We start from the raw sequence: 21,850 nt of genomic DNA, 5'->3' as shown, positions 1-21,850 counted from the left end.
TTATAAGTATTGAACTAGAGGTAAATTTAATCAAAAAAATTAAAAAACATAGATTGTCCTCTAGTTACATTATATTTATCAAAAACTATTAAAACCTAGTATATCACTGAAATAGAGAGATTACTCGACTTGATTTTTTTGTTATTTTATGATATAGTATTTAATATAAAAATAAGTAATCCCAATAGTTGTAGCTATTAAAAATATTTTTTAATTCGCATTTGATATATTCATTATTTAAGTTAACATAAAAAAATATTCTACAAGCCTTTTATGACTTTTAGAATCCTTTTTATATTGTAACCTATCCTCAATAAATAGTTATCCCTTTTCTTACTTCCTATTCAATTACAAAATTTATTTATAACATTGGTGCAATAATACCAGCTACCACTATAGAAATCATACCACCAACTACTAGCTTAGGCATTATTTTAGACATCAAATATGTTCTTTCTTCTTCTGTTTCTCCAATAGCATTACATACTTCATTTGAAATCAAATATGTTGTTGGGAATCCTAACATCTGACAGAATCCTACTCCAAAAGCAAGAGGTTTAGAACCAATGATTTTCCAACCTGGAAGAACCTTCATCATAAGGAATATACCAATAATAGAAACTGCAAACATACCTACAATTGGTACAAAAAGACTGATTAAATCTGTCAAAGAAACTTTTGCTAAAGAAGGAATAACAGCTGCGAACACAACCATGTTGATAAAACCTTTGATTTTTACTTTTGCTTCATGATACTCTACTAAAAGACAGTTTGCTTCCTTTTTTACCAATTATGTCTACTAAAAAAGCTGTAGATAAATTTGTTTTGCACAGATTTACTTACAGCCTCAATTTTTTCTAAAAATTTTCTAAAATCTACTTTCAATTACTTTTATCATATAAAAAAAAGTCTGATTTATAGGAGTTGGTATGTTATACTTTCTTCCAAGCTCACAAATATTCTTAGAGAACATATCTACTTCTGTAAGTCTATGAGCCTCTACATCCTGAAGCATTGATGTTCTACCTTCTCTTGAATGTTCTAGTATTCTATGTAATGAATTTTCTACATCATCTTCTGTAAGGCATATACCTTTTACTCGAGCTATATCAACCACTTCTCTCATTGCAGATTTTGCTAACTCTCTTAGATATTCAGAATCTTGAAATACTCCATAAGAAGCGCCAAGTATAGCTGAAGTTTGATTCACCCCAATATTAACCATGTATTTCCACCACATATCTCGTTGAATATTTTTTGATAATACATATTCTATATTTACACTATCAAAAACTTCAGTTATTATATCTGTTTTTCTATCTTCACTATTATCTTTATTTCCAAATACAATTATTCCATCTGTAGTATGTATAATATTATTTTCTATTTTTTTTGCATCTATATTTGTTACATATGAATATACCATTTTTTCAATTCCAAATCTTTCTCCTATTATCTCTTCACTATTAACTCCATTTAGTAAAGACATTAGTACTGTATCTTTTCCAACTAATCCATCTAACTCTTCTATATTTTCTTTTAGGTTATTATATTTTAAACCTATAATTATAAAATCAGCTTCTTGTTTATATTCATCTTTAGTTATATAATCGAAGTCATATCTTTTTCCATTTATTATAAAACCCTCTTCTAAATATCTTTTTTTTCTTTTTTGGTCACAAAGAATTTTAAAATCATATTTAGAATTTAAAAATTGTTCTGCAAAGGTAGCTCCAACAGCACCAACACCAAAAAATACAACCTTTTTTTGATTTTTCTTTAATTGATTACTCATACCGAAACCCTCCCCAATATATATAATAATTTTTTATCTTATAATTATATTGTACTGCTACCAGCTACTGTTTTGTAAATATATTTTTAACAAAAAAACAGCTAGCTTTTTAAATGAAAGCTAGCTGTTTATTATATCTTATTTATATATTTAAATTGATATTTATTTAGTAAAAAAATTTGTATTTACTAAAATAATGTTAAATTTAATTAATTGGTTATTACATTCCTAATTCTTTAAATTCTCTACTTCCAGGTTTAACAACTGGTAATTTTCCTTCTTTACATAAAGGACATTCATCAGCTTCATAAACTTGAATATCAAGTTTTATTGCACTATATATAGGCATACCTATGTCATGATTAGTTCTATCAGCTATACAAGCGACACCTATAACTTCGCCACCTAACGCTTCTAATACTCTTTTTGTTTCCATAGTTGACTTACCAGTAGTAACAACATCTTCAGCAATTATTATCTTTGCACCTTTTTTAACTTCAAATCCTCTTCTTAACTCCATTGTATTATCTTTTCTCTCAGTGAATATAGCTTCTTTTCCTAATTGTCTTCCTAGCTCATAAGAAACTACTACTCCACCCATAGCTGGACCAACTACTAAGTCTATATCTAAATCTTTTATTTGTTCAACAACTGTATTTAATACCTCAGCTGCATACTCTGGAAATCTTAATAGCTTTGCACATTGCACATATCTGTTACTGTGCTTTCCTGAAGATAATAAAAAATGTCCTTCTAATAATGCATCACTTTTCTTTAATATATCTACTACATCTACTTTACTCATATTATTTTTTCCTCCATGTTAAATATTATAAAATTATATTTATTTTAATTTATATTCTTTGCTTTAATTGTACTTATTTGTCATACCTGTAACCTATATAATTCCTCTTATTTCTTCTAAATTCTTTATTCCTTCTCTATCCATAAATTCATTGATTCCATCTATTATCTCAAGCCCAATTTTAGGATTCATGAAATTTGCAGTTCCAACTTGAATACAAGTAGCTCCTGCCATTATAAATTCTATCGCATCTGTAGCTTTAGTTATTCCACCCATTCCCATTACTGGTATATTTACATTTTTACAAACTTCATGTACCATTCTAAGAGCTATAGGCTTTATAGCTGGTCCAGATAATCCAGCATATACATTTTCAAATACTGGCTTTCTATTTTTTATATCAATTGCCATTGCTTTAAAAGTATTAACTAAAGATACTCCATCAGCACCTTCTTCTTCACAAACTTTTGCCATACCCACAATATCTTCAGCATTAGGTGATAATTTTATTACTAGAGGTAGTTTAGTTGCGTTTCTTACCTCACGAACAACTTCTCTTGCCACTTCATTTTTTATACCAAAAGCCATTCCTCCTGCTTTGACATTTGGACAAGATATGTTCAATTCAATAATATCTATAGGTTTATCATTTAACAGCTTAACCCCAAGTAGATAATCTTCTAATGTTCCACCTCCAACATTAGCAATTCTAACTAAATCTAACTCACTGAAGAAAGGAAGTTCACTGTCTATAAATCCTTGAACTCCAGGATTTTCAAGTCCAACACTGTTCATCATACCTGATGGTGTCTCATGAACTCTCATACCATTGTTACCAGGTTTTTTATTTAAAGTAAGACCTTTACTACTTATACCACCAAGTTTTTGTATATCATAAATTTCATTATATTCTCTTCCAAATCCAAAAGTCCCAGACGCCATTATTACTGGATTTTTAAAATCAATATTTCCAAATTTTACGTTTAAATTAGCCATTAAAAATCACGTCCTCTCCCCAAAATACTGGACCGTCTTTGCAAGTTTTTTTATTTCCTTTAGTAGTCTTACATGTACATACTAAACACGCTCCTACTCCACATGCCATATGATTTTCAAGTGACACCATAATCCTTGTTTTAGTACCTTCTACCATTTTAACCAATTTTTCCATCATTGGAGTTGGCCCACATGTTAATATATAGTCATATTTTTCTACATCAATTATGTCTGTTACAAACTTATTTCCTACTGTTGTATATACCTCATTGCAAACTTCTCTATATTCATTTTCTAATATAACATCTTCTCTAAATCCAAGATAAGCATCGCAGTCTTTTATGTTTTTAGCAACTAAATATAATGGTGCTATACCGATTCCACCACCTACTAGAGCTACTTTTCCATCAACTTTACTATATCCATTTCCATAAGGACCCTCTAGTTTTATAGTATCGTTTACTTTTAGATTACTAATAATTTGAGTTCCTTCTCCTACTACTTTATAAAGAAAAGTTATACCTTCTTCATCTATATCATGTATACTTATAGGTCTTGAAAGGACTGGATAAGTATCCCATGCTCTTAGCATATAAAATTGCCCCATCTTACCTTCAAAAGCGCCTTTTACTTTCATTCTATACATATCTTCACCTATGTATATATTTTCTAGAATTTTATACATCCCAAAATCTCCTTTACTTCACTATTATATAATGTAACTACTAACCTTCATTTACACCTAGAAGCTTTATTATTAATGCCATTCTAACGAACATTCCATATTTAGCTTGCTTAAAATAAACAGCTCTATCATCTGTATCTACATCAACATCTATTTCATTTACTCTTGGTAGTGGATGCATTACTAACATACTTTCAGATGCTTTTTCTAATTTAGCTTTATTTAAAATATAATAGTTTTTTAGTCTTTCGTATTCTGATTTATCTTCAAATCTTTCTTGTTGAATTCTAGTCATATATAAAACATCCAAACTTCCTATAACATCATCTAAATTATTAGTTTCATAGTAAGCATGTCCCTTTATAGCTTCTTTTATATAGTCTGGCATTTTTAGTTCTTCAGGTGCTATAAATACAAACTTAGTATTTTTGTATCTCGCCATAGCCTTAACTAAAGAATGTACAGTTCTTCCATATTTTAAATCACCACATAATCCTATTGTGTGATTTTCTAAAGTTCCTTTTAATGATTTTATAGTAAGTAAATCTGTAAGTGTTTGGGTTGGATGCTGATTTCCGCCATCTCCTGCATTTATAAATGGTACTTCTGTAAATTTTGATGCTTCTGTAGCTGCACCTGATTGAGGGTGTCTCATAGCTATTATATCAACATAACTAGATACTATCCTCATCGTATCACCTAAAGTTTCACCCTTTGATGCAGATGATGAATTTGGCTCTGAAAAACCTACGACACGACCTCCTAGTCTGTTCATAGCAGATTCAAAACTTAATCTTGTTCTTGTTGATGGTTCATAAAATAATGTAGCTAATAGTTTACCTTCACATATATGAGAATATTTTGACGGATTGTCAATTATTTTTTGAGCTAATTCTAATATTTCATCTATTTCTTCTATAGAAAAGTCTTCTGGTTGGATTAAATTTCTTGATTTTAACATCTTTCGTCCTCCTTTTTTAGCCTCTCTGAACTAAAATTAAAAGTATTTTTGTACTGTTAGTAGCTTATCACCTTTACCTTATCCTGTCAAGGTATTGCGCAAATAATCATTATCTGGAAAGAATACTATTTAATAGTAATATTAATATAAATCCACATCAAAATTTAAGATAATACAAAAACACTCTATATTGCATTTAACATATAATCATTTTATATTTCCTGATTAAATTAAATATAATATAGAGCATTTGTATTTATGTACTTATCAATTTGTTATAGTACAAATCGATTATAAGATTCTTTTTGCTGTAACAAATCTCGCTGTATAGTATGCTGAATTTATACTAGTTACACGAACTGTTTTTCCTGTTGATGGTGAATGTATCATATTACCTCCACCTACATATATACCAACATGACTAACAGAACCAGAACCATTAGTTGTAAAGAATACTAAGTCTCCTGGCTGTAAATTTGCCTTACTTACAGTTTGTCCATAATTAGATTGTGCCTTAGATGTTCTTGGTATCTTCTTTCCTACTGCATTTCTGTACACATATTGTGTAAATCCTGAACAGTCAAAAGTATTTGGCCCTTCTGCTCCCCAAACATATGGGCAACCTTGCTTAGAATAAGCCAAATTAAGTACAGCTTGAACTGCATTAGAGTTAGCTGTTGGCACATTTGAATTATTATTTTGTTGATTATTATTTATATTGTTTTGTTGAGTGTTATTTGTGTTTGTAGAATCTCCATTTTGAGTAACATTTTGGTCTACTTGCGGTTCTTCTATTACTGGAGCTTTATCAGTTACATAAGATGATTTTACATATCCTTCTGTTTCTCCATCTTTAACTTTCAACCAATCTTCATTTTCCTCTAAAACCAATAAAGAGCTTCCTTTTTCTAGCTCTCCAATTACTTCTGAATTTTCACTTTTATCTTTTCTTAAGTTTACTTTATCAGCGTTAGTGTATCCTACCCCTTCAGATATATCTACATATCTAGTAGCTAACCAACCTTCGCCATCTTCAACTTTAACTTTAACCCATTCTCCTTGAATTCCTAGAACTGTAAATTCATCTCCAGAATAAGCTATATTTTGAACTTGACCTTCTTCTCTTATCTTTATAGCTACTCCATCTTTTATTCTTGCAACTTTATATTTTACTTCTTTATATTCGCCTAAATTTAATTCAGTATTTGTTTTATCATCTTTATTTTGAGATGAATCATTTATTTCATCTGCATTTACAATTGAACTTACTGATAATGCCATAACTGATGCAAATACTGGTATTAATATCTTTTTCTTCACGATAAACCTCCTAAAATTTTCCCATAATTATCTTATGATTCTATTTTGTAGGTGAAGAGTACCTAAGGATAAAATACTAATACACAATACATTAATAAAAGCTCTATCTGTAACTTTTTTGTAAACCTCTTTATATAACTTTTATAGTATCATTATATTAATAAATAATAATTAATTAGTTTATCCAATATGTCACCTAAATATACATTATTTACTTCATTATATAATATGAGTTTGTAAAAGTAAAGAATTTTGTACCTTTTGAAGCTAAAGTACGCATAAATATTGTTTTATGTGTTTTTTTGTGCGTTTTTATGCATCGTATATTTTTTAATAAAACTTCTATAAAGTTAGAAATATAGTGAATTTTTTAACTTATTCTAAGTAAAAAGTCACTTATATAAAAGTGACTTTTTGATTATAATTTTTTTAAAATTTGATTATGGTTTTAATTTATTATAGAATTTTATATGAACTTCTATTTTATCAGAATCTTTTGGAATCTTCCCTAAATTCTCACAGTTTTCTTTATGCTCTTTTCTAACCTTTTCAGGAGCATCTGCATATGTAAATGATACAAATCCAATGATTGCTCTATTAGTAGTTTCTGAATAGTATACTTCTTCAGGTAATACATTTAAATTAGTAATACTAGTTGAATTGACCTTTAAAAAAGTAATAGAAGATAATAAACATAAAATTAATGCCATCAAAATACCATTTTTATATTTTTCATTAAACATATTCATTACTCTTTTTCTAATATCAGATTGTTTATGTAATCCGGCCACAAATTTATTTGAAAAATTTGAACCTCTTCTCATTGCATTTATAATTGTTAAAGCATAATCTTGTTTTTCTTCTTCACTACGGTTCTTTAAAACTCTCTCATCACAATAAAGTTCACAATCTAAGTCTATATGTTTGTCCATTATATATACAAATGGATTAAACCAATATACTATTTTCAAAAATATCATTACATACTTTAGATAAAGGTCTTTACTCTTAAAATGCATAAGTTCGTGCCTAAAAATCCAATCAAGTTCTTTTAAATTATAGTCATGTGGTGGTAAAAGTACGCATGAATCAAAAAATGCTGGTGTTTCAACTTCATAAGAATATTTTAATTTTATATCTTTTGTTATATCAAATTCTTTTAATAAATCTTTATAAAGATTTATTATTTCTTTATCCTCAACATCATAAGATAAATCATTTATTAAATTTTTAAGTTTTAGGTATTTAAATATAGTATAAATTAAATATATTACTACAGTTATAAGCCAAGTATATAAAAAAATATTATTCTTTAAATTTGAAACATTATTAAAGCCTTCTAAATTTATGTTATTAATATTGATATTTTCTTTGCTTCTCAAGATATTTATTGTAAAGGTATAGTATGTAAAAGGTAACAACAGCTTAATAACTATTATCATCCATATGTAATAATTAAATTTTTTACTAAATCTTTTGAATACATTTTTCTTAAAAACCAATATCAGAAAAACACTTAAGCTACTTACTATAGTAGTTCTAAAAATCCCATTTAGAATTAAGTTAGTCATTAATTCTCACCCATCTTATTTTTTAATATTTTATATTTAAGTTTAATTATTTGTTAAATTTTTCATAAAATGTTTTTAAATTTTCAATTTAAATGTTTATTTAATAAAATTATTTTAATATTTATATACATTTAATATTATATTAAATATATATTATTTCTTGTTTTTATTAGATATTCTTTACTCTTTAATATATCTATTTCTTATTGTTTTGAATTATCATAAGTTATAATAATAAATAATCTTTGTTTAATTATAACCTAGCAATAATTAGCTCACAATTTTCATTAGTTAATTAAAATAATTATCTACAAATTTTATTTTTGATGTTGTATCATAATATTATAAATAACAGATGAAAAATGGCTTAAATAATTTTGATTCATCTAATTTTTAATGGTTGTACACAATACAACTTTTTTATACCTTAAATAATTATATTTTATTATTTGATATGGATAAATTCCTATACCCATATCATAATTGAGCATCTATAAGAAGATTTGATTGATAACTCTAGACAATTTAACTATTTCATTAATACATCATTATATTGTATGGGGATATCTATAATATCAGAATCTTTAGGAATCATGCCCAATGCTTCACAATTTTTTTTATATCTTTCTCTAACTTTTTCAGGAGCATCTGCATATGTAAATGGTAAAGTTAAAACTACTGTACTACCAATAATTTGTGTTTCTTCCATATTTTTAGGTAATACATTTAAATTAACAATACTGGTTGAACTAATTTTCAGAAAAGTAATAGAAGATAATAAGCATAAAGTTAATGCCATTAGAATACCATTTTTATATTTTTCATTAAACATATTCATTACTCTTTTTCTAATATCAGATTGTTTATGTAATCCAGCCACAAATTTATTTGAAATGTTTGAACCTCTTCTCATTGCATTTATAATTGTTAGAGCATAATCTTGTTTTTCTTCTTCACTACGATTCTTTAAAACTCTTTCATCACAATAAAGTTCACAATCTAAATCTATATGTTTGTCCATTATATATACAAATGGATTAAACCAATATACTATTTTCAAAAATATCATTACATACTTTAGACAAAGGTCTTTACTCCTGAAATGCATAAGTTCATGCCTAAAAATCCAATCAAGTTCTTTTAGCTTATAGTCATGTGGTGGTAAAAGTACACATGAATCAAAAAATGCTGGTGTTTCAACTTCATAAGAATATTTTAATTTTATATCTTTTGTTATATTAAATTCTTTTAATATATCTTTATAAAGATTTATTACTTCTTTATCCTCAACATCATAGGATAAATCATTTATTAAGTTTTTAAGTTTTATGTATTTAAAGATATTATAAATTAAATATATTACTACAGTTATAAGCCAAGCATACAATAAGATGCTATTCTTTAAAGTTGAAATATTATTGAATCCCTCTAAATTAATATTATTAATATTGATATTTTCTTTGCTTCTCAAGATGTTTATTGTAAAGGTATAGTATGTAAAGGGCAATAACAGCTTAATAACAACTATCATCCATATGTAATAATTAAATTTTTTACTAAATCTTTTAAATACATTTTTCTTGAAAATCAATATCAGAAGAATACTTAAACTACTTACTATAACAGTTCTAAAAATACCATTTAGAATTGAATTAACCATATATTTTCACCTAACTTATTTATTAGTATTTTGTATTTGAATTTAATTAGCTCTCTAAGTTCTTTCTATGACTTTTTATGTAATAATAAATGTCCATCTTACTTCAATGTGTATTGATTCTATATAAACATGGAGATTTAACTAAAGTTAAACTAGTTTTTGATTTCCTTTACAAAACCTCTTTTATTTAAATCATATTTATTTTAGAAATATATTTATTTTTATTTAATATTTTTTCAATTAAGTTTATAAAACTATTTTTATTTAATTATAGCTTATTCATAATTAGCACGTCAATTGACAAGAATTAGTTTAAGTCATAAATATAGACTCTATCTAAAACCCATTAATATTACATTATAAATGTTTTGAAAGTAAATAATTTTAATTGCATCAACTTTAGTTTTATTGCTTCTAATTGTATTTAATTTTTTTCATAAGTTACATTAATATGTTCTACAAAATAAAAAATGACCCAAATCATTTTGAGTCATATAACTTTTAAGGACTGTACATAGTACAGCCCTTTTTATATATTAAATAATTATATCCTATTATTTATTAAGAGTAAATTCTAGTACCATCCTCTTAATTTCATAGCTTCAGCAACTCTCTTAATTGAATGCATATAAGCAGCTTCTCTCATTGTAACATTGTACTCTTCTTTGATTTTCCAAATAGATTCAAATGCTTTAACCATAGCTACTTCTTCTTTTTGCTCTACTTCTTCTTCTGACCAGTAGTATCCATATAAGTTTTGTACCCACTCGAAGTAAGAAACTGTAACTCCACCAGCATTAGTTAATATGTCTGGAGTAAGAACTATTCCTCTTTCAGCAAATACTTCATCAGCTTCTGGAGTAGTTGGTCCATTAGCAGCTTCACAAACTAATTTAGCTTTTATAGATTCAGCAACTTCTTTAGTTATAGAGTTTTCTAATGCAGCTGGGATTACTATATCAACATCTGAAGCCCAGAACTCTTCTAAAGATATTCTCTTAGCTCCTGGGAAGTTTAATAAGTTACCATGCTCTTTCATATGATCTAACATAGCTTGACCATCTAAACCATTTTCATTGTATATAGCATAAGAACCTTCTGATTTACACCATTCAGCCATAGCTACAACAGTACCACCAAGTTTTTCACAGTTAAGAACTGTGTAAGAACCAACGTTTCCTATACCTTGAACAGCTAATTTAGCTTTTTTCATATCTATTCCTAATTTAGCAGCAGCTTCTCTTGCAGTTACAGCAACACCAAATCCAGTAGCAGCTGTTCTTCCTAAAGAACCACCAAATTCAACTGGTTTACCAGTTAAAACACCTATAGCACTTTGTCCAGTTAATTTATTATATTCATCAACCATCCAAGACATTATTTGTCCATTAGTGTTTACGTCTGGTGCAGGAACGTCAACTTTTTCACCTATTAATTTATATATTCCATCTATGTATCCTCTACTTAATCTTTCTAATTCACCTTGAGATAAAGTTGATGGATCTACTATTATTCCACCTTTACCTCCACCATATGGTATACCTGTTACAGAACATTTGAAAGTCATCCATATAGATAAAGCTTTTACTTCGTCTCTTGAAACATTTGGATGGAATCTTATTCCACCTTTTGTTGGCCCTACTGCATCATTATGTTGTGATCTAAATCCTTTAAAAGTTTTTATAGAACCGTCATCCATTTTTACTGGAATTGAAACCTCAATAACTCTCATAGGTTCTTTTAATAATTCATAAACTGCTGGTTCCATACCTAATTTATCACATGCATTTTTTACTTGAGATTGCGCCATCTCGAAGACATTTACATCTTTTCCTGACATTTGAAAGCCCCCTTATAAATACGTTATAATTATGTATACTCCATTTAGAAAAACCATTTCCTAAATTTACAGTTTAATTATAGCACACTTTATTGCAAATTAGTATATCATTTTTTCAGTTTATTTTTTAACATGGGAGGAAGTTTATTTTTTTAATTTTATGAATGTTAATATCTATTTTTTGTACATTAACTAAAGTCATTCTCTCAATAGACTTTTTTATTATCTGTTGCATACTTTCAATTTTTTTTATAATTTCTAAATCATTGATATTTATACTTACAAAAATATTCATAAAATTATTGCAATTCTCTATATTGATTTTATTTATTCTATCAATGCTTCCAAAGTTGTACACTTCATATTCAATTATTTGTTTAATTACATCTGCATCAATATAAACTTTGCCAATATAACTAAAAGTAGGTCTTATAATTGTCTTTTCTAAAACGACCATATTTATATTATTTCCTTTTCTAAAAAGCCTTTTTAATGGATTTATACTAAGACCACTTGTCATATTTTTTATTTCAACTGCTGGAACAGGAATTACATGATTTCCTTCTTTTCTAGATTGTTTTGCTATTTCTATTTCATATTTAGTACTTATATCTTGAATATTTATAAATTTATAAACTTTTCCGATTGATAATCTATCTACAATCTGATTAATCATTTTTTTTGAAGTTCCTATAACAAGAATCTTATTTATATTTTCCTTCTCTATTACCTCTCTAACCTTCTGCCGATGTTCTAAATTATAAAAAATAGCTCTTTTAACTGCCTCAACAGTAGTCTTTGCTTGTTTTGCTGATATACCTGCTAAAACTTTATTTCTATATATTAAAATACCATCATCAATTATATAATCTATGTCATTTTCATATGCAAACTCTAGTGCCTTATAACTTTTTCCTGTACCACTTGACCCAACTAAAGCATATACTTCCATTTGATATCTCCTTTATTAAATAGTTTCAGATTAATTGCTTCAAAACTTTATTATTAATTAAAGTTATTATATCACTACTAATTGAATATTATATCCAATACTAAAATTTATAAAATAAATAAAATACTAAAAGATAAGATTCCTTTATAAAGTAAAAAGTTGATTCAACGAAAAATCAACAAAAAAAATTTTACTTTTTAAAAAAAAGGAATATAATATACTTTAAAGCAAGGAAAACTTACTGGATTTACATTAAAAGGAGCTGGTAATATGAACATTACAAAAAATTTTTTAAAAGACTATTTAGAAAAATTTAATGAAACACCATTTCTAGTTAGGCTTAAAGACGGGGAAGAATTTCTAGTTGGAGATAGCTCTCCTCAATTTAAAGTTATTGTAAATAATGATATTAGCAAATCTGAATTATTAAAAAGTACATCTTTAGCACTTGGAGAGGCCTATATAAATAGAGACATTGAAATTGAAGGAGATTTATTTTTAACCTTAAATCTACTTCTAAAACAAATAGACAAATTTAGTATTGATAACTCAGCTGTAAAACATTTGCTACATTCATCTAATTCGATGAGACATCAAAAGAAGGAAATACACGCTCATTATGACATTGGAAATGATTTTTATAGTTTATGGCTAGACAAAACACTTAGTTATTCTTGTGCATATTTTAAAGATGATAATGATAATCTTTACGAGGCTCAGGTTAATAAAGTTCATCACATATTAACTAAACTAAATTTAGAAGAAGGTATGAGTCTTCTTGATATTGGTTGTGGATGGGGATTTCTATTAATAGAAGCTGCAAAAAAATATAAAATTCATGGTGTGGGAATTACACTTAGCGAAGAACAATTTAAAGAGTTTAATACTAGAATTAAAGAAGAGAATCTTCAAGATTACCTTGAAGTAAAACTTATGGACTATCGAGAACTTAAAGAATCAAACCTTACATTTGATAGAGTTGTTAGCGTTGGTATGCTTGAACATGTTGGCAGAGAAAACTATGAACTTTTTATTAAAAATGTAAATGCTGTCCTAAAAGATAGTGGATTATTTTTGCTTCACTATATAAGTGGCTTAAAAGAATCTTATGGAGACCCTTGGATAAAAAAATATATTTTCCCAGGTGGAGTTATCCCTAGCTTAAGAGAAATGATACATATTTGTAGCGATTATAACTATCATACTATAGATGTTGAAAGTTTAAGATTACATTATGTAAAAACTTTATTATCTTGGCATGAAAATTTCTATGATAATCTTCCTAAGATTAAAGAAATGTTTGATGATAAATTTATAAGAATGTGGGATTTATATCTTTGTTCTTGTGCTGCTGCTTTTAATACTGGCATTATAGATATACATCAAATACTTTTCACTAAAGGCATAAAAAATGATTTACCTCTAACTAGAGATTACATGTATTCTTGTTCAAAATAGATATTTTTATAAATTAATCAAATTTTGAACTTAATTATAAAAATAGAGCTATCTTTAAGTAAAGATTTTTATAAAGTAAAAATTCTCTATATTAAAATAGCTCTATTTATTATATTCTTATAAGCTTCTATTCAGCTATGTATTATACACTATAACAAAACTCTCCATTTTCTTTTATGTTAAAGAAGTCTGCATAACACACATCAAATATCCTATTTTCTAAATCAGATATTTCAACCTTATTTTTTATCAAATAAGTTAATACACCTACATATGAAATATCTCCTTGTATAACTGCTCCATAGATTATATTATCTTTAAAAATAAACTTTTTATAACAATCATTTCCATGTCTAGTTAATACTTTATAACTATCATCTACAGGTGTATTCATGCCTATAGAAATGGTTGGTATATCCATAAAATTCATACTATTTTTAAAAGCAAATTCATCTTCTACCTTTTTATCTTTTCCAACCATATTGTGTGCAGCTATAATTCCTTGTTTTACAGCTATAGGCCAGATAGCATTTTTACCTACAACATCCCCTGCTGCATAGATATCTTTTTGCGTTGTTTGGCATCTATCATCTATTATTATGCCTCTATCATATTCTATTCCTGTTTCATCTAAAAAGTCAGCATTAGGTTTCACTCCTGTAGCTACGATTACCATGTCTGCATCAAGAATTTCTCCATTTGAAAATGCAACGCCTTTAACATCTTTACTATCATCTAAAACAATTTCTTGTATTGATGCACTTGGATAAAATTTTACGCCTTTTTCTTTAAATTTATTTTCGTATACTGATGCTGTATATTCATCTAATTGTCTATCTAGAATATATTTTTCCATAAAGGCCACTGAAATATCCAGCTGTTCATATTTAAATAGACCAATTAAAGCATCTATTCCAACTAATCCTGCCCCTATTATAACAACTTTCTTTGATTTTTCTGCCTTCTCTTTTATTTTATAAATATCATCTATGTTTCTTACAGAGTATACAAAATTTCCTTCTCTTAAATTCTTTATAGGAGGAATAGCAGAAGATGCACCTGTAGCTATTAAAAGCTTATCATAATTTACAGCGATGTCTTCCATTTGAACTAGTTTTTTATCTGTATCTATTCCTTTAACCGTTTTACCTGAAATCCAGTTTATGTTGTTTTTCTCCATAAAGTCTTCATCAACAAAGTTTATTTGCTTTAAAGTTCTGTGTTCAGATATAACATGATGTAGCATACATCTTGAGTATATATTTTCATCTTTAGAAATTACCACTATATTAGAATCTTTATCTAATTCTCTCAATGTTTTTGCTGCATTTATACCAGCAGCACTAGCCCCTAACACTACATAATTCATCATTTTCCTCCTTCTGTAATTCAATTGCACCACTTGGACAATTAGCTACACATCTAGGATATTCTTCATCTTTACATAAATCACATTTAAGTATGTTTTGCTTGCTTCTATCATCTGGTTTTAATAATCCATATGGACAAGACATTACACACATATAACATGAACCACATTTTTCTTCATCATATGAAACGATTCCACTCTGACTATCTTTATGCATTGCACCACTCATACATGCTAAAGCACATTCTGGCTCATCACAGTGTCTGCAAAGAATTGGAACTGGATTATTATGTTTGCTATCTAGTTCTATATGCCCTCTACTATCATTATCTACATTTTCTAAATCAAGAGTATACATGTTATAATCTTTATTATGCTTTAACATACAAGCTAATACACAACTTTTACAGCCTGTACATAAATCTTTATTTATAAAAATTCTATGCATTACATTCCACATCCTTTAACCCTAAATTTTTTCTTCTGTCTATTATTATTTGTTCTAATTGATCAGCTGAAGATTTAGGATCTGGATTCACTATAACATGTCCTCCTGTTAAGTCTTTTAATTTTTCTGTTAATACCTCTGTTACTAACTTTCCTCCTGTTATAAATGGAGGTAATGCTAAATGAAGAGGTAAACCAAGAGCAAGTCCAAAAGCTCCATCAGCTAATGCTTGTTCTTCCAACCATTGTGGAGCTGAAAGCACTAATGGTAATTGTGGTAAATCTATTCCAAGCTCAGCCGCTAACTCTGTTGCTACTATTTCAAGTCTACCTATAGCTAAACATGGCCCGAAATTTAATACTGGTGGTATTCCTAAAGTCTTACATACTTCTTTTAAGTTTTCCCCTGCTAATTCTTCTGCTCCAGGTGACATAAGACCAACATTTTCTAATCCTCCAGTAGAACATCCTGCTGAAAGTACTATAATATCTTTTTTAATTAACTCCTTAGTCAATTCAACAGTATTTATATCATGACCTCCTGCTGTCATATTTGAACATCCTACAACAGCTGCAACCCCTTTAATTTTTCCTTCTGCAATTAAATTAATAAGAGGTTTCCATGAATCTCCTAAAAATGCTTTTAAATTCTTTTCACTTACACCAGTTAAAGACTGCTCAAATCCATGGTCTTTTGGTATATCTATTTCAACACTTCCTCTTCTCTCCTTATAAGATTCTAGTGATTTTTGTATTAATGAATTACTAAGTTCATCTAAATTACTTCTATCTAATTCTATATATTCTGCATTTGCTTTTTTAGCAACATCATCTAAGCAAACCATTTTTACTTTATACTTATCTGCTATTGGCTCAAGTCCAGGTATAGTACAGTTAAATTCAGAAAGAACTATATCTATTGCTCCAGTTGATAAAACAGCTTCACTTGTAAAGTTATTACCCGCATGACCAGCAAATACTTCTTGATAATGTTCTCCTCTTAATTGTAAGTCTTGACCAACACATGTACATCCTACTAACTTAAATCCTTTTGCCCCAACAGATTGAGCTAACTTTATAACATCTTCATCTTTTAATCTATCTTGGAAATTTGCAAATGTTGAATGTTGATGACCTGTTATCATTATATTTATGTAGTCTGGATCTATTACATTAAATCCTACAGGAGCCATTCTTATAACTGGTTCTCCTAACATAACATCATTTAAAAGATTCGTTAGAGTAAGACCATATAACCCTGTTGATATTCCTAAATTTAAACAGTTAACTAACATGTCTACTGGGTCACTGTTTAAGTTTGTTGATGATTTTACTATTGCATCAAATACTTCTGATTTTGCACCACCAGGCATTATGCCTAACTCTTTCCATTTTTTTACTCTAGGTGCATAAGCTATTTTTTCTACTAATTCCATCTTGTCATCTCTTGATTTATATAAATCATTTATAACTTTATCAGCTACTTTTATACATTTATCGTATTTTTCATCACTTTCTATTCCAAACATCTCTGCTAATTGATTTAATGTTTTTTCTCCCTTAATAACACCTTTAGTTATTCCAACATTTTTTAAATTCTTAGCTGTATTTTCTACCACATGTAAATAACAAGCTGCTCCTGATGCTACTGCTCTTAAAAAGTTTCTTGCTACTATAGTATCTGCATCTGCTCCACATACACCTCTTGGTGATTTTGGAGTTACTCTACATGGTCCATTTGAACAGAGTCTACAACAGACTCCTTGAAGTCCAAAACCACATTTAACCTTTTGATCTTCTGTTCTATGAAATGCTGTTTCAACATCCTTTGAAGCTACAAAACTTTCTAATTTCTTGTCCGCACTTTCGCACATTTTACAAGTGTTACAAGCCATTACAAATTCCCCCTTATATTTTTATATTAAAAAAGTAGATTTGATAGTATTATAGCAATTGACTATAATTTAACTATTAAAATCTACTTATTTAATACCACGTTTTCCCAACTTTAAAACAAAATATAAATTATTAAAATAAATATATATATTTATTTTTTTTTACACTTTTAATTATTTAAATCTTTACTTATTTTTTCTAGCTTATTTAAAACTCTACCTTTCTCACTTCCATCTAGTACTTTTGGTTGATAATTATTCCTAGAACTACTAGATGTTATTGCTGTTGGTATTATATTTGGCTCTTTAATTGAAGATAGTTTATTATCTGAGAAGGTAAAAGTTTGTTGATATATATAGCTATCTGTATCAGAAGGATTTTTATTTCCTCCAAAACAAAAATTTCCTAAACTGTAAGCTATATACTTATCTTTATACTTTTCTATACCTTGAACTACATGAGGATGAGAACCTATAACCAGGTCTGCACCCTTATCTATTGCATAATGAGCAAAATCTTTTTGTTTTTTATCTGGATAATATTCCAGTTCTATTCCCCAGTGAAAATAAACCATAACAACATCTGACTTCTCTTTTATGGCTTTAATATCATCTTCCATTTGTTTTAAGTTTTTTTCATTGTATTCAGTTGACAATCCATTATATCCCAATAAACCTACTTTAATTCCATTAACATCTATTACTGCGTCTTTACCTAAACCAAAATAATTTATCTTATTTTCATCCAGTATGAACTTTGTATCTTTCATACCTTCCTCAAAATAATCCTCTGAATGGTTATTTGCAACACTTACTGCTTCTACACTTCCAGACTTCAAAATGTTTATATATTCTGGTTTGCCTTTAAATGCAAACTTCTTCTCTTTCGCCTTTGATGCATTAGTAAGAGGACCTTCTAAATTAACTACTGTTAAATCATCTTTTTCAAATATAGATTTTACATTTTTAAGAAAATAATCATTATCTTTTCCTTGTCTTTCAAATTCATGGTCGAAACTACCATAGTATGATGAACCTTTATAGTTTCCCATAGTTACATCACCAGCAAAACTTATAGTTATATCTTGTTTTACAGGCTCTCTTTTTTGTTCTTCAACCTGACTTTGATTATTATTAGAATCTTTTTTAATGTTATTTTCCTTCTCAGAATTATTAGAACACCCTACTACAAATAACAATAAACTCATAATACATATGTAAACTAACTTATTTTTCATGTTAAATCTCCTTTAAAGCAACAAATTCTTAATAAAATATACTCTTTTAAAAGTATAACATTTTTAAATGTACTCCATACATAGCTTTTAAACTTTAATTTTATTTTTAAGGTAAACTTCTTTAAGATAAATAAAAATATAAGCAGATTAAACTTTATTGTAAAACTTTAAAATAAGAATATCATAATAAAGTTTTTGTTGTAGAATTAATTTAATTGTTATATTCAATAATATTTGTTATAATGTTATTGAATTACAATACATATAAAAGGGAGGATTTCAAAATGGCATATAAAATTACTGACGCTTGTATAAGCTGTGGTGCTTGTGAGGCTGAATGCCCTGTTAGCTGTATATCAGCTGGAGACGACGCATATGTTATAGATGCTGGTTCTTGTATAGACTGTGGTTCTTGTGCAGGAGCTTGTCCTGTAGATGCACCTCAACCAGAATAATAATTGGTTATTCATAAAGAGACTGGCTTAATTTGATTTTATCAATATTAATCAGTCTCTTTTATTTATAGCTTAATTGTATTTTATATTTTAGAATGATACTCTGATATATAAATAAATCAGTTTTAAATTATTCGTTAAATATGACTCATTTCTAAGCTATTAATTTTAATATCACCTATATACCATATTCTATTTCCACAAGTTATATCTTGTTTTGCATCAAAAAAATTCAAATATAATCTATGAATATTATTATAAGTTTCTTTACATATGTTTATTTCTCAAGTCCACAGGATTCTTATTTTCTACTTTTCTATAAATAGCATATAATATGGAGTTAAATATAAATCTAATATTTTTAAAAACTATTTTATATATTCAATACTCTTATACTTTATTTCTAAAAATATACACCGTACTCTCATTACTCAAAACCTGATTTTTTATTATTTTAAAATATTTTTTAGTTTATTTGTTTTAGTTTTTTCAATAAAAAGGCATTGAACAGATATGTTATTATTTAAATATGTGTATTATCACAAGCTTATCTATTACAGGATGCTTATTTTGTATACTAAAAAGAGAGGCTCTATTGCATGATCTTTAAAACCATTTTGGAGCACTCTCTTCTTTATCCAATACCACATTCATATTCTTGTTCATTTAAAAAACTATAATAATATTTTCCAGTATTTATAAGTTCCTCATGAGTTCCCTCCTCTACAGATTTTCCGTCCTTGATGACATATATCTTGTCTACATTTTTTATTGTCGATAGTCTATGTGCTATAATTATAGTTGTTTTATTTTTCAAAAACTCATTTATATTTTTTAATATATCTCTTTGTGATATATTGTCCAATGCTGATGTTGCTTCATCAAATATCAATATTTTAGAATTGCTTAGCAACGCTCTTGCAATAGATATTTTCTGTTTCTGTCCCCCAGATAGTTTTACACCTTTCTCTCCAACTATAGTTTCAAAACTATTCTCAAGGTTGCTTATAAAATCATACACATCGATTTTTTTACAGATATACTCTACATCGTTTTTAGATATATTTTTATTCCCTAAAGTTAAATTGTTGAAAATTGTATCATCAAATAATAGTAAGTCTTGAGTTATAACAGATATCTGTTTTCTTATATCCACTAAATTATAATCCTTTAAATCAACATCATCTACTTTTATACTTCCTTTATCAATATCCCAAAGTCTAAATATCAACCTAGCTATTGTAGATTTACCACATCCGCTAGATCCAACTAATGCAGTTGTTTTTCCATTTTTAAACTCTAAAGTTAGATTATCTATAGTCTTAATCTCATTATCATAGGAAAATTCAACATTCTTAAATTCGATATTGCCTACAAAATTTTCTTTACACCTATTTCCATTATTATTTTGTTTTATAATTACTGGTTCATCCAATGCATTAAATATCCTATCTATGGAGACTGATGCCTGTTGAATTCTAGTATTAGACTTAATTATACTTGTGCAAGGCATAATCAGCATACTTGTATATTGTTGAAATGCAATAAGTTCCCCTATACTCATTTCCCCCTTTATTATTTTTATTCCTCCATAACAATAAATTGATATTGTTATTAAACTGCTCAATATCATTGCTATTGAAATATTTGTTGAAATTATTGTATTGAGCCTTATCCATTTATCTACTATTCCTTTTTCTTTTTTTACATATGTTCTAAAAAACTTTAATACTGATTTTGATATCACTATATTCATCATATTAGAAACATATTCTTGAACTAAGTTTGACACATCTCCTGAATCTGTTCTTATTTCTTTTGTCTTAAGTGCTATTTTTTTTGTAAATTTCGATTGACTAAATATTATTACTATCTGAATTACTAAAACTATAAGTAATAAATCAAATCTAATATTAACTAAAAATACTAATGCCGAAAAAGCTGTTATAACATTTACAATCAAAGAAAATATCATTTCTATCCCAAAATTCTCAACTATAAATATGTCATTTTCTAATATGGTTAATATATTTCCAGATTTTATATTTGTGTAATAGTTGCCAGATAGTTTTGATAGATGTTTTAGTAGCTTTAATTTTAGATTTATTGTTATTCTTTTTTTCATCTTTGAATATATATATTGTAGAGCTATTTCAGATAATGCCACGGTTATCTTTATTACAGAAAATACTATAACAAGCTTTATCAGCAATTCTACATTCCCTAGTTGTATAGCATCATCTAATATAATTTTTATCACTTGAGGAATTACTAAATACAAAGCAGATATTGTCAATACGATAATAAATGCCATCATAATAACAACTCTATTATTTTTAAAAGCCATTCTTAGAAATTTCTTTATATTTTTTTATTTTTCAAAAGTTTACCTCCCAAGCATCT

Annotated in this window: 18 protein-coding genes; 2 read left to right on the top strand and 16 right to left on the bottom strand. The window is 27.5% G+C overall.

The genetic code is table 11. The annotated features are described in order from the left end of the window. Positions 1–361 precede the first annotated feature (361 nt). The 11 genes from IR151_RS11240 to IR151_RS11190 all read right to left on the bottom strand — a co-directional run bounded on the left by IR151_RS11240 (position 362) and on the right by IR151_RS11190 (position 12,585). Positions 362–790: a hypothetical protein gene (locus IR151_RS11240; RefSeq protein ID WP_227434612.1), complete on the bottom strand. Its 429-nt coding sequence runs from the start codon at positions 788–790 to the stop codon at positions 362–364. Positions 791–868: 78 nt separating this feature from the next. Beyond that, positions 869–1,795 (bottom strand): ketopantoate reductase family protein, encoded by a 927-nt coding sequence (locus IR151_RS11235; protein ID WP_227434611.1) that lies wholly within the window; start codon positions 1,793–1,795, stop codon positions 869–871. 220 nt (positions 1,796–2,015) lie between these two features. Beyond that, entirely contained in the window at positions 2,016–2,600 is a 585-nt protein-coding gene (gene pyrE / locus IR151_RS11230) for an orotate phosphoribosyltransferase (protein WP_227434610.1), read from the bottom strand. Positions 2,601–2,693: 93 nt separating this feature from the next. Then, positions 2,694–3,596, bottom strand: coding sequence for a dihydroorotate dehydrogenase (locus IR151_RS11225; protein WP_227434609.1), 903 nt, complete (start codon positions 3,594–3,596; stop codon positions 2,694–2,696). Then, positions 3,589–4,281: a dihydroorotate dehydrogenase electron transfer subunit gene (locus IR151_RS11220; protein ID WP_227434608.1), complete on the bottom strand. Its 693-nt coding sequence runs from the start codon at positions 4,279–4,281 to the stop codon at positions 3,589–3,591. The genes IR151_RS11225 and IR151_RS11220 overlap by 8 nt, the downstream gene beginning before the upstream one ends. A gap of 40 nt (positions 4,282–4,321) precedes the next feature. Then, complete coding sequence (gene pyrB / locus IR151_RS11215; RefSeq protein ID WP_227434607.1) at positions 4,322–5,242, bottom strand: aspartate carbamoyltransferase; 921 nt, start codon at positions 5,240–5,242, stop codon at positions 4,322–4,324. Between the two features lie 291 nt (positions 5,243–5,533). Continuing rightward, the gene (locus IR151_RS11210) at positions 5,534–6,562 is read right to left on the bottom strand and encodes an NlpC/P60 family protein (protein WP_227434606.1); all 1,029 of its coding nucleotides are present in this window, start codon (positions 6,560–6,562) and stop codon (positions 5,534–5,536) included. Between the two features lie 440 nt (positions 6,563–7,002). After that, complete coding sequence (locus IR151_RS11205) at positions 7,003–8,133, bottom strand: M56 family metallopeptidase (RefSeq protein WP_227434605.1); 1,131 nt, start codon at positions 8,131–8,133, stop codon at positions 7,003–7,005. A 529-nt stretch (positions 8,134–8,662) separates the two neighbouring features. After that, positions 8,663–9,793 (bottom strand): M56 family metallopeptidase, encoded by a 1,131-nt coding sequence (locus IR151_RS11200; protein ID WP_227434604.1) that lies wholly within the window; start codon positions 9,791–9,793, stop codon positions 8,663–8,665. 574 nt (positions 9,794–10,367) lie between these two features. Continuing rightward, positions 10,368–11,633 carry a Glu/Leu/Phe/Val family dehydrogenase gene (gene gluD, locus IR151_RS11195; protein WP_227434603.1) on the bottom strand — a complete coding sequence of 422 codons (1,266 nt, stop codon included), beginning with the start codon at positions 11,631–11,633 and terminating at the stop codon, positions 10,368–10,370. Positions 11,634–11,760: 127 nt separating this feature from the next. Continuing rightward, on the bottom strand, positions 11,761–12,585 hold the full coding sequence (locus IR151_RS11190; RefSeq protein ID WP_227434602.1) for an ATP-binding protein: 825 nt from the start codon (positions 12,583–12,585) through the stop codon (positions 11,761–11,763). A gap of 270 nt (positions 12,586–12,855) precedes the next feature. Between IR151_RS11190 and IR151_RS11185 the strand changes: the two genes are divergently transcribed. Continuing rightward, the gene (locus IR151_RS11185) at positions 12,856–14,043 is read left to right on the top strand and encodes an SAM-dependent methyltransferase (protein WP_227434601.1); all 1,188 of its coding nucleotides are present in this window, start codon (positions 12,856–12,858) and stop codon (positions 14,041–14,043) included. Between the two features lie 142 nt (positions 14,044–14,185). On the opposite strand, the gene IR151_RS11180 is transcribed toward IR151_RS11185, so the two are convergent. From IR151_RS11180 to IR151_RS11165, 4 genes are all read right to left on the bottom strand, one after another. Next, positions 14,186–15,412, bottom strand: coding sequence for an NAD(P)/FAD-dependent oxidoreductase (locus IR151_RS11180; RefSeq protein WP_227434600.1), 1,227 nt, complete (start codon positions 15,410–15,412; stop codon positions 14,186–14,188). Continuing rightward, complete coding sequence (locus IR151_RS11175) at positions 15,387–15,860, bottom strand: 4Fe-4S dicluster domain-containing protein (protein ID WP_227434599.1); 474 nt, start codon at positions 15,858–15,860, stop codon at positions 15,387–15,389. The genes IR151_RS11180 and IR151_RS11175 overlap by 26 nt, the downstream gene beginning before the upstream one ends. Then, entirely contained in the window at positions 15,853–17,754 is a 1,902-nt protein-coding gene (gene cooS, locus IR151_RS11170) for an anaerobic carbon-monoxide dehydrogenase catalytic subunit (protein WP_227434598.1), read from the bottom strand. Before cooS ends, IR151_RS11175 begins: the two co-directional genes overlap by 8 nt. Before the next feature lie 170 nt (positions 17,755–17,924). Next, positions 17,925–18,992 (bottom strand): CapA family protein, encoded by a 1,068-nt coding sequence (locus IR151_RS11165; protein ID WP_227434597.1) that lies wholly within the window; start codon positions 18,990–18,992, stop codon positions 17,925–17,927. Positions 18,993–19,276: 284 nt separating this feature from the next. Here IR151_RS11165 and IR151_RS11160 point away from each other — a divergent pair, with 284 nt between their 5' ends. Then, positions 19,277–19,447: a DUF362 domain-containing protein gene (locus tag IR151_RS11160; RefSeq protein ID WP_009888017.1), complete on the top strand. Its 171-nt coding sequence runs from the start codon at positions 19,277–19,279 to the stop codon at positions 19,445–19,447. A 634-nt stretch (positions 19,448–20,081) separates the two neighbouring features. Here IR151_RS11160 and IR151_RS11155 read toward each other — a convergent pair. Beyond that, positions 20,082–21,794: an ABC transporter ATP-binding protein gene (locus IR151_RS11155; RefSeq protein WP_227434596.1), complete on the bottom strand. Its 1,713-nt coding sequence runs from the start codon at positions 21,792–21,794 to the stop codon at positions 20,082–20,084. Positions 21,795–21,850: the final 56 nt, after the last annotated feature.

Origin of the sequence: Clostridioides sp. ES-S-0006-03 (genome assembly GCF_020662275.1) — a bacterium.
Taxonomy (GTDB): Bacteria; Bacillota; Clostridia; order Peptostreptococcales; family Peptostreptococcaceae; genus Clostridioides.
This window is presented reverse-complemented; position numbering and strand designations above follow the sequence as displayed.

Bases quoted from the DNA above. Each gene is read 5' to 3' on its own strand.
- IR151_RS11235 (WP_227434611.1), bottom strand. From the start codon at position 1,795: ATGAGTAATCAATTAAAGAAAAATCAAAAAAAGGTTGTATTTTTTGGT.
- pyrE (WP_227434610.1), bottom strand. From the start codon at position 2,600: ATGAGTAAAGTAGATGTAGTAGATATATTAAAGAAAAGTGATGCATTA.
- IR151_RS11225 (WP_227434609.1), bottom strand. From the start codon at position 3,596: ATGGCTAATTTAAACGTAAAATTTGGAAATATTGATTTTAAAAATCCA.
- IR151_RS11220 (WP_227434608.1), bottom strand. From the start codon at position 4,281: ATGTATAAAATTCTAGAAAATATATACATAGGTGAAGATATGTATAGA.
- pyrB (WP_227434607.1), bottom strand. From the start codon at position 5,242: ATGTTAAAATCAAGAAATTTAATCCAACCAGAAGACTTTTCTATAGAA.
- IR151_RS11205 (WP_227434605.1), bottom strand. From the start codon at position 8,133: ATGACTAACTTAATTCTAAATGGGATTTTTAGAACTACTATAGTAAGT.
- IR151_RS11200 (WP_227434604.1), bottom strand. From the start codon at position 9,793: ATGGTTAATTCAATTCTAAATGGTATTTTTAGAACTGTTATAGTAAGT.
- gluD (WP_227434603.1), bottom strand. From the start codon at position 11,633: ATGTCAGGAAAAGATGTAAATGTCTTCGAGATGGCGCAATCTCAAGTA.
- IR151_RS11190 (WP_227434602.1), bottom strand. From the start codon at position 12,585: ATGGAAGTATATGCTTTAGTTGGGTCAAGTGGTACAGGAAAAAGTTAT.
- IR151_RS11185 (WP_227434601.1), top strand. From the start codon at position 12,856: ATGAACATTACAAAAAATTTTTTAAAAGACTATTTAGAAAAATTTAAT.
- IR151_RS11180 (WP_227434600.1), bottom strand. From the start codon at position 15,412: ATGAATTATGTAGTGTTAGGGGCTAGTGCTGCTGGTATAAATGCAGCA.
- IR151_RS11175 (WP_227434599.1), bottom strand. From the start codon at position 15,860: ATGCATAGAATTTTTATAAATAAAGATTTATGTACAGGCTGTAAAAGT.
- cooS (WP_227434598.1), bottom strand. From the start codon at position 17,754: ATGGCTTGTAACACTTGTAAAATGTGCGAAAGTGCGGACAAGAAATTA.
- IR151_RS11165 (WP_227434597.1), bottom strand. From the start codon at position 18,992: ATGAAAAATAAGTTAGTTTACATATGTATTATGAGTTTATTGTTATTT.
- IR151_RS11160 (WP_009888017.1), top strand. From the start codon at position 19,277: ATGGCATATAAAATTACTGACGCTTGTATAAGCTGTGGTGCTTGTGAG.
- IR151_RS11155 (WP_227434596.1), bottom strand. From the start codon at position 21,794: ATGGCTTTTAAAAATAATAGAGTTGTTATTATGATGGCATTTATTATC.